The organism is Micromonospora sp. NPDC005173, from assembly GCF_040608515.1.
GTDB lineage: Bacteria > Actinomycetota > Actinomycetes > Mycobacteriales > Micromonosporaceae > Micromonospora.
Window position 1 is genome coordinate 1 of the sequence record NZ_JBEXIK010000048.1, and the last position, 12,505, is coordinate 12,505.

General features: G+C 66.8%; 8 protein-coding genes and 1 pseudogene. 6 read left to right on the forward strand and 3 right to left on the reverse strand.

The annotated features are described in order from the left end of the window. Nucleotides 1-302: 302 nt before the first annotated feature. Together ABZV00_RS31630 and ABZV00_RS31635 are read right to left on the reverse strand one after the other, a co-directional pair. A complete protein-coding gene (locus tag ABZV00_RS31630; RefSeq protein ID WP_355613039.1) occupies nt 303-1,823 on the reverse strand; it encodes a transposase in 1,521 nt (506 codons plus the stop codon). A gap of 89 nt (nt 1,824-1,912) precedes the next feature. Continuing rightward, nucleotides 1,913-2,362, reverse strand: a pseudogene (locus ABZV00_RS31635) (transposase); the annotation flags it as partial. An 88-nt stretch (nt 2,363-2,450) separates the two neighbouring features. Between ABZV00_RS31635 and ABZV00_RS31640 the strand changes: the two are divergent. The 6 genes from ABZV00_RS31640 to ABZV00_RS31665 all read left to right on the forward strand — a co-directional run bounded on the left by ABZV00_RS31640 (nt 2,451) and on the right by ABZV00_RS31665 (nt 10,954). Continuing rightward, the gene (locus ABZV00_RS31640) at nt 2,451-2,993 is read left to right on the forward strand and encodes a hypothetical protein (protein WP_355613041.1); all 543 of its coding nucleotides are present in this window, start codon (nt 2,451-2,453) and stop codon (nt 2,991-2,993) included. 403 nt (nt 2,994-3,396) lie between these two features. After that, nucleotides 3,397-3,528 (forward strand): hypothetical protein, encoded by a 132-nt coding sequence (locus ABZV00_RS31645; RefSeq protein WP_355613043.1) that lies wholly within the window; start codon nt 3,397-3,399, stop codon nt 3,526-3,528. 526 nt (nt 3,529-4,054) lie between these two features. Continuing rightward, nucleotides 4,055-5,650: a DUF3375 family protein gene (locus tag ABZV00_RS31650; protein ID WP_355613045.1), complete on the forward strand. Its 1,596-nt coding sequence runs from the start codon at nt 4,055-4,057 to the stop codon at nt 5,648-5,650. Next, complete coding sequence (locus ABZV00_RS31655; RefSeq protein ID WP_355613047.1) at nt 5,643-6,407, forward strand: DUF4194 domain-containing protein; 765 nt, start codon at nt 5,643-5,645, stop codon at nt 6,405-6,407. The genes ABZV00_RS31650 and ABZV00_RS31655 overlap by 8 nt, the downstream gene beginning before the upstream one ends. Next, nucleotides 6,400-9,777: an SbcC/MukB-like Walker B domain-containing protein gene (locus tag ABZV00_RS31660; protein WP_355613049.1), complete on the forward strand. Its 3,378-nt coding sequence runs from the start codon at nt 6,400-6,402 to the stop codon at nt 9,775-9,777. Before ABZV00_RS31655 ends, ABZV00_RS31660 begins: the two co-directional genes overlap by 8 nt. Continuing rightward, nucleotides 9,764-10,954, forward strand: coding sequence for a Wadjet anti-phage system protein JetD domain-containing protein (locus ABZV00_RS31665; RefSeq protein ID WP_355613051.1), 1,191 nt, complete (start codon nt 9,764-9,766; stop codon nt 10,952-10,954). The genes ABZV00_RS31660 and ABZV00_RS31665 overlap by 14 nt, the downstream gene beginning before the upstream one ends. Nucleotides 10,955-11,451: 497 nt before the next feature. Here the strand turns inward: ABZV00_RS31665 and ABZV00_RS31670 are convergent, their stop codons facing one another. Beyond that, a complete protein-coding gene (locus ABZV00_RS31670; protein WP_355613112.1) occupies nt 11,452-12,141 on the reverse strand; it encodes an IS6 family transposase in 690 nt (229 codons plus the stop codon). Between the last annotated feature and the right edge of the window lie 364 nt (nt 12,142-12,505).

Consider the following 12,505-nt stretch of genomic DNA (forward strand, 5'->3'; position numbering starts at 1 on the left):
CCTTTGTCTGGACCAAAACCGCCGACCAGATCCTCGACAACCTCGCCAACTACTGCACCCGAATCAATAAAGCTTCCAACGACTCAGCACACTAGCTTGATCTTTACCCTGTCCGGCGTGGGCGGGGATTCGTAGGGCTCGTTTTCTTCGTGGCTGGTCTCTTCGTGGCGGTGTGGACGTCGTGACGCGGCGTGGGTTGCGTGTTGCGGCGGCCGGGTGGCCGTCCGGGTCCTGGTCGGGAGGGTTTCGGTGCGCCGGCGGGGCAGGCGGGAGGCTGTCGCACAGCTTCTGATCTTCGACTGTCAAGAGGTCGTCTGCCTGGCATCGTGGCGGAAGATCTTGTTCAGGTTGTGCACCGCGCCGAGGAGTTTGATCTCGGTGTCGACGGCGGCGGTGCCGCGTTGGTGCACGCGGCGTCCGAACTGCTGGAACAGCTGGGCGAAGCCTGGTTCGACGATGGCGCCGCGGCGGGCGTAGAGCTGCCTGCCTTCGGCGGATGCCAGTCGGGCGGCCATCTCGCGGTGGCCGGCGGGGACGTTGTGCCCGGGTGGCGTCGCGTGGGTCTGCTTGTACTCCTTGGTGATCGACACCAGTAGCGGGAGATCGGCCAGGGCTGCGAAGTTCGCGGTGCTGGCATAGCCGCTGTCGGCCAGCCACGCCGCGACGTCGCCGGTCAGCCCAGCGGCTGCGCAGTTGTGTTGAACACGTCTGATGACCGGGACGAGTGCGGTGGTGTCGGCAGGGTTGTCCTGCAGCTCGATCGCGAGGAGTACCTGGTTGCGTGCGCAGGCGATCTGGACGTTATAGCCCTGCATGTATCCGCCGTGCTTGCCGAGCATGAGCCGCGACGCCGGATCGGTGAGCGAGGCCCTGGCCGCCGCGGACGGGATCGGTCGCGGGTAGCGCGCACGGTGCAACGCGGCCTGCGCCCGGGCGAGGCGGGCCTGCTGAGCAACGACCTTGGTCTTGGCCTCGATACGGACCGGCGGGCGCCCGGCAGCGCGCCGCCGTCCCGCGGCCTGATCCTGCAGGGTCCGGTGGGCGTAGTCGGCCAGCCGCTGCTGCTGGCCGGCCGTGACCTCGGCCAGGCGCGCCTCGGCTTTGGCCACCATCCGCTGCGCGGCCTCTACCTTGATCCGGATTTCGCCCGCCGAGGGCAGCGAACGCTCGAACAGCTTGTCCCGGGCCACCCGGGCCCGTGCCACCCGATCGCTGAGCTGCGACAGCCGCCGCAGACAGCTACCTGCGGCCGTGAGCCGACGGTGGCCCTCGGCAGCCGCTTCGTCCGTATCCTCCGCCAGCTGGTCGAGTTGCGCCTCGCCGTCGGCGATGACGGTCTCCAAGGCGTCCAGGCTGCGGTTGGCTGAGCGTGCGGCGGCCGCGTGCAGCGGTGAGCCGTCCACCGCCACGGCGGACAGGTCCACCAGCCCGCGCCGGGCGCACAGCGCCAGGACCTGCACGAACAGCGCCTTCAGGCCCTCGCGGTGACGGCGCAGGAACCGCGCGATGGTGGCATGGTCGACCTGCTGATTGCCCGCGATGATCCGGCAGCCCACGTCATCGAGGCAAGCGGCCTCGATCTTGCGCGTGGAACGCACGCCCTTGCAGTAGCAGTACAGCACCAGGCTCAGCAGCACCTGCGGCGGATACGCCGCCGCGCCCTGGCCATCGGCACAATAGCCCTGCAGGAACCCGGACAGGTCGAACTCGCCGACGATGTTCAGGACCTGCCAGCACAGATGCTGCGGCGGCAGCCACCCACGCAGGTCATGCTGGGGCAGTGACGAGTCATCCGGGCTGCAGGAGATGAAGTTGTATGCCACGGCACGAAATGATCGTCCATTGTGGGCGAATGACAGCAAGAACTCTTGACAGTTGAGGATCGAAAGCTGTGCGACAGCCTCGTGGCCTTCGCGCGCAGGTGCCGAAATCCTCGGCGGACGCGGGCGGGTGACAGACGCTGCGGTGGTGCGGGTTTCTCCCAGGGGCGGCGTAGGTCGGTGGCGAGGGCGCGGGCCAGCCGGAGCTGGGTGTAAGCGGCGAGGATCAGCCAGGTCCAGCGGTCGGCTGCCTGTGGGGTGCGGATCTTCGGGCAGGTCCAGCCGAGAGTCTGTTTGAACAGGCGGAACGTGTGCTCGATGTCGAAGCGGCGCAGGAAGGTCTGCCAGAGCCGGTCGACGTCAGCCTCGGTGGGGTCGACGCCGGACCACCACAGCCACACCGGCTTCGGGGTCGCACCGCTGGGCAGGTGCTCGACCTGCAAGCGGATGACCGTTCCCTCGAGGACCGGCAGCACCTTGGCTGAGCTGTTCCAGGAGGATCGGTGGGTCAGCCGGGGGTGCAGACGGTTCCAGGCTCGGGCCCAAAGCCGTGGAGATGGCCAGGGCACCGTCTGCAGCCGGAAAGGAGTGGTTTGGAGGGCGGGGTCTGGGCCGTCCAGAATGACAACCGTGCGCCTGCAAGACATCGCCCCGATCTCCCGGTCCTACCGGGAAAACCTGTCCGGGTTCCATGCGTTCCGGTACCACCCGCTGGTCAGTGGACTCGGGTGGCCGGACGACGTGCTGGAGCAATGGCTGTACGACCACGGGGACAACGGCGCGTTCCTCCGCGACTACGGCAATCTAAATCTCAGCGCAGTGGCCTGGACCGTCGAGGCCATTGCGACGCAGGAGTTCCTTGCGATGCCGACAGGACGTTCGGACGGCTCCTGCATCGATGAGTACGCCGCGGACCCTAACCACTGGATCAGCGTTCGCCAGCACGGCGTCCACGCGGGTGTCTCCCTGTGCTGGGCGACGCACGGCACGTGGAAACGGTGGCCGATACTGGTCGACCGATCGCTGGTGGACGCAACGACGGGGCTGCAGGTTGTGGAGGGCAGAACGCGGGTCGGCATCCTCAGAGGGCGTCACCGCGAGAACGACCGGGTGGCCCCACAGCATCTAGCGTGGGTCGGCCGACCCGCCGCAGATCTCAGCCAGACGGCGTGATCTGGCCCCCAATACTCGAGAAGGCCCAATCGAGCTGTACAAGCACCCGACTGCCGGTGGAAGCCGGGCCCGCCCGGAAAGTGAGCTCCGCTGGCGCTGGCCTCACGGCTCCTGACCGGCGACCACTACGACGATAGGGGTAAAGCATCCCGCTGCACCCCAGCCAAGCAGCATGAGCAGGACAGCGGTCCGATGGCCGGGTCAATTGGAGCCTCTCCGGGTGGGCGGCGTCAGTCCGTCAGGACCATCTCTAGATACTGGTGCGCGGAACCCCCTTCACTCTTGAGCCCGACGGGGTAAGTACTCCCCCATGCCTGGCGGGCTCTCTGTCAGGCCGCGACGTAATCTGGCCTCGCCGGCACGAACATACTGTCGATGTGCATCGAATGCAGAGGTGTCGCCGGTGCATCTCGAGGACCGCCCCGCCGAGGGCCATGGTGGCGTAATTAGCGCTCGCTTCATCAGTACGTGTGCCGGCAGCGGCCAGGCGGAGCGCTTCGATATGGCCGGCGATCTGACCGGGCCGCAGGCCTGAGCGCCAGGTGAGCACCGACGGCGTGTCGGCGTCCGCTGAGCTTGCCAACTGCAGGTGTGTTGCCCAATGGCCAGAGCCGTATCGGGTGCCGGCGGGAACGTGCAGGAACACCGGCTGGATGGAGAACAGGTCGCTAGTGATCTCGGCGTACGGCTGCGGTTGCCAGACTGATGCCCTTGCTTTTCGAGGTCGGTCAGTGAAGGTTCCACGCCAGACCGGCCGATAGGAGCGTTCTTCGTCGCCGCAGTGCTTCGCCTTTCGGTGGACAGCAACTCCTCCCGGAATTGCGGCGGCCAGCCGCTGTCGTCGTGGATCTCGACCGATGTCGCGGTCGGGAGGTGGATCAGCCGGTAGCCGTAAGTGGTGCAGGCTTCGGCCGCACGTGAACGGACCTCGGGTTCGTGTGCATCGCGTTCTCGCGGGTCAGGTCCGCGCTCGGATTCGCCGGACCAAATCGTCCTATCGGTGGGCATCGCAATGTCGCACCCCTGCCCTACAGTGCGTGAAGTAGTCGCTACAGCTGTCGATGGCCGTCGTCTCCTGGTCGCGGCGCGTGTTCGAGGGGGTGGAAGCACTGGCGAGTCGGAGCGCCGAGCAGCTGCTTCACGAGTTCCGCAGCAATGCGACCGCCGATGTGACCATGTCTTTGCTGCGATCATCGGACGCCCTGCTCTATCTCTCGCTGATGGCTGCGCATCTCGGTGAGGGCCAGATCGTCAACGGGCAGTCGCTCGCGGCGGACATGAATGCGGATCTTCCGGCGCTGCTGCGCGGCGTTACACCCTCCCGAGAGCCGGACGACGCCGAGGCACCGACGCTGGACGCGGAACACCTGCTGACGAAGTGGACCAAGCGGGGCTGGGTGCATCGCAGCGTCGACCCGGCCACTCGCATCGAGCGGTATCAGCTGACGTCGGGCGCCAGCCAGGCCGTGCGGCAGATGCGGGCCCTTCACCGGCACAGCTCCGTGGCCACGGAGTCCGCGCTGGCCATGGTCATGGGTGACATACGCCAGATCGCGACCGAGGCCAACCCAGATCCTGTGGTTCGCCGGCGTGCGCTGAAGGAGCAGATTGCGGCGCTGCGGGAGCAGCTCGACGCGCTGGACCGCGGCGAGATCCTGACGGTCAATCATCGCGAGCTGGTGGACAAGGTCGCCGCGGTCGCGCAGTTGATCGACCGTATCCCGGCGGACATCGGCCGGTACGGCGAGCGCATGCACGCCAACACCGCGACGCTGCTTAGGCAGAGTCTCACCGACGATCCCGCCGAGTTCGCCGGGACGTTGCAGCAGATGTTCGACGGCCATGATGTGATCGCCGAGTCGCCGGACGGTCTGGCGTTTCGGGCCTTCGCCACCGTGATCGCCACACCGTCGCAACGTTCGCAACTTGAGTCAGACATCACCGAGATCACCGAACGGGTCACGGGCCTGCCCGCTCATCTGCGCGACGCGCTCACCGGATTCATCGAGGCGATGTGGCGGCGGGTGCAGGAGGTCGAAGGCGTCCGGGCGGTGGCGTTTCGCCGGATCAGCAACTTCGTCCGCGGCGGAGACGCCGCCCACTACCGCAGCATGCGCACCAAGGTCAGCGAAGCCCAGGCCGCCGCGGCCGAGGCGTTTCAGCGGACCCATGGCGGCCGTGATATCGGGTTCGTCGTCCCGATGAGTGGCGTCAACGCCAGGTCGGTGGGCCGGCTACGGCTTCACCCCGGTACACCGCTGCTGGCTGACCCGGTCGTCGACTCCGGTGACGAGTTCGACATCGACCCCTCGGCGCTTGCCGGCCGCGAGGCGATCGACTGGGCGGCGCTACGCGCGGCGGCGCACGCGGCGATGGACGCGCACAGCGGGGTCGCCACCCTGCATGAGGTTTTGCAGTTCCTACCCCGGCCGCGGGCCGGCGACATCATCGGCCTGTGGTCGCTGGCGACGCGGTTCGGCGACGTGGACCCTGACGCCCGCGAGCTGGTGATGGCGCACACAGGCCGCGGTCTGCGCGAGATCAACGTCCCGTACCTGGTGTTCGGCGAGCCGATTCCCGATCCGTCGCCGCACCTGTCACGCCGGCGTCTGTTGTCTGCCCAGCCAGCCCTGATGGAAGGGATCGGCGATGCCTGATCGTTCACAGCCCCGTTTCGATGAGGTGTTCGGCGCCGGGCTGTTCCCCAACCCGGAACCGGCCAGTCCGCCGCTGCTGGACGCCGTGGCGGTGTTCGATGACGCGCCTGGCGAGGCTGTGGGCGTGCACGTGGACAGCGGTGAACGGCCGGCCCGATTCGATGGCGACACCAGCGAACTGCCTGCCGAGGCGTGCTGGGCGCTGCAGGAACTGGTCGCCGCGCCGCATCTGAGCGACCGCAACAAGCACCACTGGCCCGTGGTGCTGCAGTACGAGGGTCTTCTGCGCAGCCGGTTGTCCGAGCTGGGACTGATTTTGGAAGTCAACCGGGAATATCGATACGCCTTCACCCGGCAGGCGGAGGATCCGAGCCCAAGAAGCCGGACGATTTTGCGGTCCCGCACGCTGAGTCTCGCGGCGAGCGCGCTGGCCCTCTATCTCTATCAGCAGTATGTACTCGCACCGGACGAGCCCGTCGTCGAGACCGCAGACATGATCGATCACATGCTGGCCTACAAACGCACCGACGACACCGACGAGGCCGGCTTCGTCAAGAGGGTCCGCGCCGCGATCAACGCTCTCGACGAGGCGGCCATCATCAAACCGATCAAGGGAACCAGCCGCTACCTCATCTACGGCGTGATCACCTCCATCCTCAACGCCCAGCAGGTACAAGCCCTGCACGAGCGCTACACCGCGATCGCCCGCGGGGAGGCGCCGTCCGGCCCGGAGGACAGCGAGGCTGTCGATGCGTAACATCTCGAGTGCCCGGACGGTGTTCCTTGGACAGTTCCGGCTGGTCCGGCTACAAGTCGTCAACTGGGGCACGTTCTGCGGCTATAAGGATCTGCCGATCGACGAGCGCGGTGTGCTGCTGACCGGCCCGTCGGGCTCAGGCAAGTCGTCACTGATGGACGCCCACTCGATTGCTCTGCTGCCGACCCACGATCAGCGGTTCAACGCCTCAGCCGACCTGACCGCCCGCGGAGCCAAGCAGAGCACCCGCAGCGTGGCCGACTACGTGCGCGGCGCGTGGTCGCAGACCAGCGACGAGAACGACATGTCGCAGGTGCAATACCTGCGCGGAGGAAAACCGACCTGGTCGGCGGTCGCCGCCACCTACGACAACGGGCTCGGCGCCGTGACGACCGCGGTGGTCGTGCGCTGGTTCTCCGGGGTGGAGAACGACGGCTCCGCACTCAAGCCGATGTATCAACTGCACGACGGGCACTTCGACATCAGTCTGCTACGCGAGTGGGCGGACCGGGAGTTCGACACGAAGTGGCTCAAGACCGCCTACCCGGCGCACTACCCTCCCAGCCAGGCCTCGTACATGAACGCGCTGACGCAACGCGTCGGCCTCGGCGGGTCGCAGACCGGCCTGGCCCTGCTCGGCAAGGCCAAGGCGATGAAGAACGTGGGCGACCTCAACCTGTTCATCCGCGAGAACATGCTGGATGAGCCGGACACGTTCGCCGCCGCCCAACGGGTGGTGGAAGCCTTCACCCCGTTAAACGAGGCATACGAGACCGCGAGCCGGGCCCACGCGCAGGCGCAGATCCTGCGCGAGGTTCCGGCGAACTGGACGCTGTTCCACGAGTCCGGGACCATCAGCGAACGCGCCGCCCACCTGCTCGGGACCCCCGTCGATCACTACCTGCGAGGCGTGCACCTGCAGCTGCTCGACGCAGAACTCGAGCGTCTCGACCAGGTCATCACCGCCCTCGACCAGCAACTCTCGGAGCAAGAAGACGAACAAGGGCGCAAGTACGAGGCGTTCCGCTCCCTCGATGATCAATACCGGCAAAGCAGCACCGCCTTGCAAAACCTGCAATCGCAACTGCAGCTGGCCGGCGTCGAAGCGGCACACCGGCGCGACGCGTACCGCATCTACAGCGGATACGTGACCCGTCTGCAACGCCCCTGCCCCCACGACGACGACTCATTCACCACCCTCCGCGGCCAGCTCGATGCCATCAAGAGAACCGCCGCCGACGAGCTGCAACGCGACGAGCCTATCCGGACGCGTGCCCTCGGCGTCGCAGTGAAGACCACGGAAGCGCTCGAGGCGAAACAGAAAGAACTGCTCGCCCTGCAATCGGCCCGCACACTCATTCCACCGAACCCCATTCGCGTCCGGGAGGAAATCGCCGCCGGCACCGGCGTACCGGTCGCGGACCTAGCCTACGCAGCCGAGCTGATCGACATCGCCGACGGGCAGGAACGATGGCGGCCCGCCGCCGAAAAGGTGCTGCGCAACTTCGGGCTGCGGCTACTGGTACCGGAAGCCCACAAGGACGTCGTCGGCCGGTTCATCGACGAGCACAACATGCGCGCCATCGTGGAACACAGCACCGTGACCGCCGTATCGTCGCACCAGCCGCCACCAGGACCGCAAACCCTTGCTGGCAAGCTCACCGTCGACCGTGAACACCCCAGCGGCGAATGGTTGTCCGCGCAGCTCGTGCGGCAGTTCGATCACGTGTGCGTCGAGACGGCGAGCGATCTGGAACCGCACCGGCGTGCCGTGACGGTCCGCGGAACGGTCAAGCTGCCCGGCAACCACTACCGCAAGGACGATCGTCCCGAGGTCACCAGCCCGTCGGCGTACATCCTCGGGGCGAACACCGCCGCCAAACGCGCCGCACTTGAGGCAGAGGTCGACCAGCTCCAACAGGACACCAAGGAGGCCAACAGTCACGCGCGAAAGCTTGAGCGGCAGTACCGGCAACTCGACGCGATGATCGAGGCGGCGACCCAGCTCGCCGCATACACGATGTGGAGCCAGGTAGACCACGCCTCAGCGGTGCGGACAGTCCGCGAGCTGGAGGAACGCATTGAAGCGCTGAAAGCCGACAACGTCGACCTGCAACGACTCGAACGCCAGCGCGACGACGCGGAACGCGAATACAAGGCCGCCACCGACGCCTGCTCGCGGACCCGGACCGCCATCGAAGATCACGGCAGGAATCAGACCCGGCTGGTCGACATCTACGAGGCCGAGGACCGTAAGCCCCGCATCATCGACAATACCGACGATCATGCCTACCTCGACGAGGTACGAGCGAGCCTGGATGTCACGGCGACCGTGGACGCGATCAGCAACCTTCGCAGCGCTCTACGGTCGGAACTGAGCCACCGCAGAGACACCGCATTGCAGGACCGCAAGCTCGCGCTGTCCAAGGTCAGAAACGCGATCGAGCGGTTCCTCGAACGGTGGCCGGACAGCGCGCCGGATACCAGCGGTGACGCTGAACAATCCGGCGGATCATTCGCTGCCCTCTACGAGGAGATCGCCGAACGCCGCCTCCCGGACGCGATGACCAAGTTCCAGCAGATGATCAGCGAGGACATGGTGCCCTCCATCGGTCTGCTGCAACGCGCCATCGAGAAAGCCACCGAGGAAATCCGGCGCCGCATCGACATGGTCAACGCCGGGCTGCGCCGCGCCGAGTTCAACCCCGGCACCAACCTGCAGATCGCCTATAAAGCCAACCCGCCGGCCGAGGTCAAGGACTTCCGCAAAGCCGTCGACGACCTGCTCCGTCACGCCCCAGCCGCTCGCCGCGACCCCGCTGCCTCGATCGCGCAGTTTCGGCGCGTTCGCGAGCTTATGACCCGGTTCACCGCCTCCAGCAGCGAAGCACGTCGCTGGCGCACCAACGTCTTGGACGTGCGCATCAGCTACACCTTCTACGGACGCGAGGAGAACACCGACGGCATCACCATCTTCACCTACCACAACACCGCCTCCAACTCCGGCGGGGAACAGGAGAAACTGGTCGCGTTTTGCCTCGCCGCCGCGCTGAGCTACAACCTCGCCGATGACAACTCCGACGGCCGACCCCGGTTCGCACCGCTCATGCTGGACGAGGCGTTCAGCAAATCCGACGAAACCTACGCCGCGCAGGCCCTCGCCGTGTTCGAGGAGTTCGGCTTCCAAATGATCATCGCGGCGCCGATCCGCATGTCCGGCATCGTCGAACCGTTCATCGGTCAGGCCGTCCTGGTCGAGAAACGCATCATGCCCGACGGCGCCCACTCCAACGCCGCATACGCCACCTTCGGTGACCTCGCCGCCCGCCGCGACACCGAACTCGAAGGGGCGGTCCGTGCGGCAGCCTGACGAGATCACCGCACTGCTGCGGCGCCGGTTCGACCAGGACTACCCCCGTTGGGCCCGCGGCGACGGCACCTGGCCAATGCGCGTGTCCCTGCAGCCGCCCACGACCGCGGAACGATCCGCCGACCCGGTCGCCTGCCACGAATGGGCCAGTTTGTGGCAGGAATACCGCGGGCCGGGCACCGTCCACCACCAGAACGTAAGGTTTCCTACCGGCCTGCATTCCATGCCGCATGCCCTAATCCTCGATGGTCCGGCCGACGCTGCGGCGGCCTGCACCGAGACGGCCGAGACGTGGCGCCGCTGCGGGCACCGGTTGATCAACTTGCAGAGCCGGTTTCCCCTCGCGCGGTTCGACAGGCTGATCCGGCGCATCACCGACCTCGACCCACCGGACTTCGACCGCTTGGCCAATACTGTCGAGTGGCTCAACGCGAACCCGACCTCCGGCCTGCTGCTGCGCCAACTACCGATCAAGGGCATCAACACCAAGTGGCTCATGCGTCATGCCCACCTCGTCCTGGCCATGCTCGGCGACGACGACACCGAGCCGGCGCAGGACGACGGCGACGGTCAACGCAGACTGCGTCTGCACCGCCGGCTCGGCTTACGCATCCCGCCCGACCTCGTCCAGGTGGCCGTACTCGACCCTGATCTGCGCGCCCAAGTCGCCGGCATGCGGCACTTCGCCGCCGGCATCGACGACCTCAACACCTGGCCGCACCTGCCGCGCATCGTTGTCATCCTCGAGAACAAGGAGACCGGCTACGCACTGACCGACGACCTGCCCGACACCGTGGTACTGCACGGCGAGGGCTTCAGCGTCCTGCACTACGCCCGCGTCGACTGGGTACGAGCAGCCACCCGAGTGCTTTATTGGGGTGATATCGATGCGGCCGGCCTGCAGTTTGTCAACGACCTCCGCGGCTACGGCATCGCCGTGACGACGGTCATGATGAACCGCGAAACCCTCGACTTGTTCGCCGACCTCAGCGTCGACGGCGCCAGCCCGCAACGTCGAACCCTGCCGAACCTCGACGAAGATGAGCAGGACCTGTACACGCACTTGGTCGAGCATGCGGACGCCAATTCGTCCGGAATACTGCTCGAGCAGGAGCGCATCCCGTGGACTCACGCGTACCCACTCCTGCTGGGTGAGATTCATCGGCTTGTCTGCTGACCACCGTCGTAGCTAACGCGATCAGCGGGCATGACGAGGATGTCCAGGGCTACACCGATCGTCACGCCGGTGCGCCCCTACAGCCGAAGGCCCCGCCCGGGTACGAACTGCGGCAGTGGTCCACCGACGGACAGGCGCTCCTGCTCGGGCAAACCAGCGGCACCAGCGAGACGTACACGGCGTTCGCCCTGACCAGCGGAGAGCTACGCCCACTGGCGTTACCCGCGATGCCGGCCCGTCGAATGCTGGCATTCCTCGACGGGCGTGAACTCGCCACCGCGGAGTTCAACCTCGGCGCGAACCTCCGGCCGCGCCGACAGCTCACCACCGCCATCCAAGACGTCGACGGCCGCAACGCCCGCTCGGTGTCGATCCCCACCACCCAGCAGGTAAGCCCCGGCGACATCCGCAACGCGCTCGTCCCGATCATTCTCGGCGGAGGGGTGCCGTTGCATTATCTGATCGGGAGACGCATCAGGCTGGGGTCGGGTCTGCGGTCAGATCACCCGGGCGAGTTCGCTGAACGCCGTGGCGATGCGGAGCTTGGGTGCGGTGTCGAGTCCAAGTTCGTAGTGTCCGCGGCGGAGGTTCTGTATGAACGAGTGTCCGGCGATGATCACCTGTGCGGTTGAGTCGGTCCGGAGCCCACGCATGGGTCGTAACCGGTGCTTGAGCTGGCTGTGATCGGCCTCGATCGGATTGTTCGCGTGCCGTTCGATGTGGTGCCAGGCCGAGGGGATCAGGTCGTCGAGCACCGCGGGGTAGACCGGAGCGGCGTCGGTGACCACCTCGGTGGGCGTCACCTTCAGTACCCACAGTGCACGCTGGAAGAACCGCCGGGCTGCGGCGGCATCACGGCGGGCCGAGACGAGCACGTCGATGACCTGCCCGTGCTGGTCGACCGCCCGGTAGACGTACCGCCAAACCCCGTTGACCTTCACGTAGGTCTCGTCGACGAACCACCGGTCACCCGGGGAGTGGCGAGCGAACCGGGCCGCGTCGGCCAGCAACGGCGTGAACCGTTGCACCCACCGGAACACGGTGACGTGGTCGACCTCGACACCGCGCTCAGCCAGGAGTTCCTCCACGTCCCGGTAGGAGAGGTTGTAGCGCAGGTACCAGCGGACCGCGACGACGATCACCTCGGTGGGGAATCGGAACCCGCTGAACGCCGACTTCGGCGGCATCCAAGGGCGACGACGGCTCGACAGTTGCACCCGTCAAGCCTGCCTCGATCCCTGGACACGGGCAATGCAACAGACCCCGATAACCCAATCTGAATAGTTCGCCCTGCACCCGGCGGTGACCCCAGGTCGGGTTCTCCCGGGCCAGGCGCAGCACCAGGGCGCGGATCTCCGCCCGTATCGGTGGGCGCCCGGGCCGTCGTTTCGGGTAGGTCCACTTCCGGGCGACCAGCTCACGGTGCCACCGCAGCAAGGTGGCCGGGGTAACGAAGAACGTCGACCAGCGGGACCGAGGCAGCAGCCGAGACAGGGCTGACAGCACCAACCGGTCGACGGGCTCGAGGTCCGGGCGTGCGACCTGGCGGCG

What these genes read in the sequence shown, in the direction of transcription:
- ABZV00_RS31650 (WP_355613045.1), top strand. Translation starts at nt 4,055, where the DNA reads ATGGCCGTCGTCTCCTGGTCGCGGCGCGTGTTCGAGGGGGTGGAAGCA.
- ABZV00_RS31655 (WP_355613047.1), top strand. Translation starts at nt 5,643, where the DNA reads ATGCCTGATCGTTCACAGCCCCGTTTCGATGAGGTGTTCGGCGCCGGG.
- ABZV00_RS31660 (WP_355613049.1), top strand. Translation starts at nt 6,400, where the DNA reads ATGCGTAACATCTCGAGTGCCCGGACGGTGTTCCTTGGACAGTTCCGG.
- ABZV00_RS31670 (WP_355613112.1), bottom strand. Translation starts at nt 12,141, where the DNA reads ATGCCGCCGAAGTCGGCGTTCAGCGGGTTCCGATTCCCCACCGAGGTG.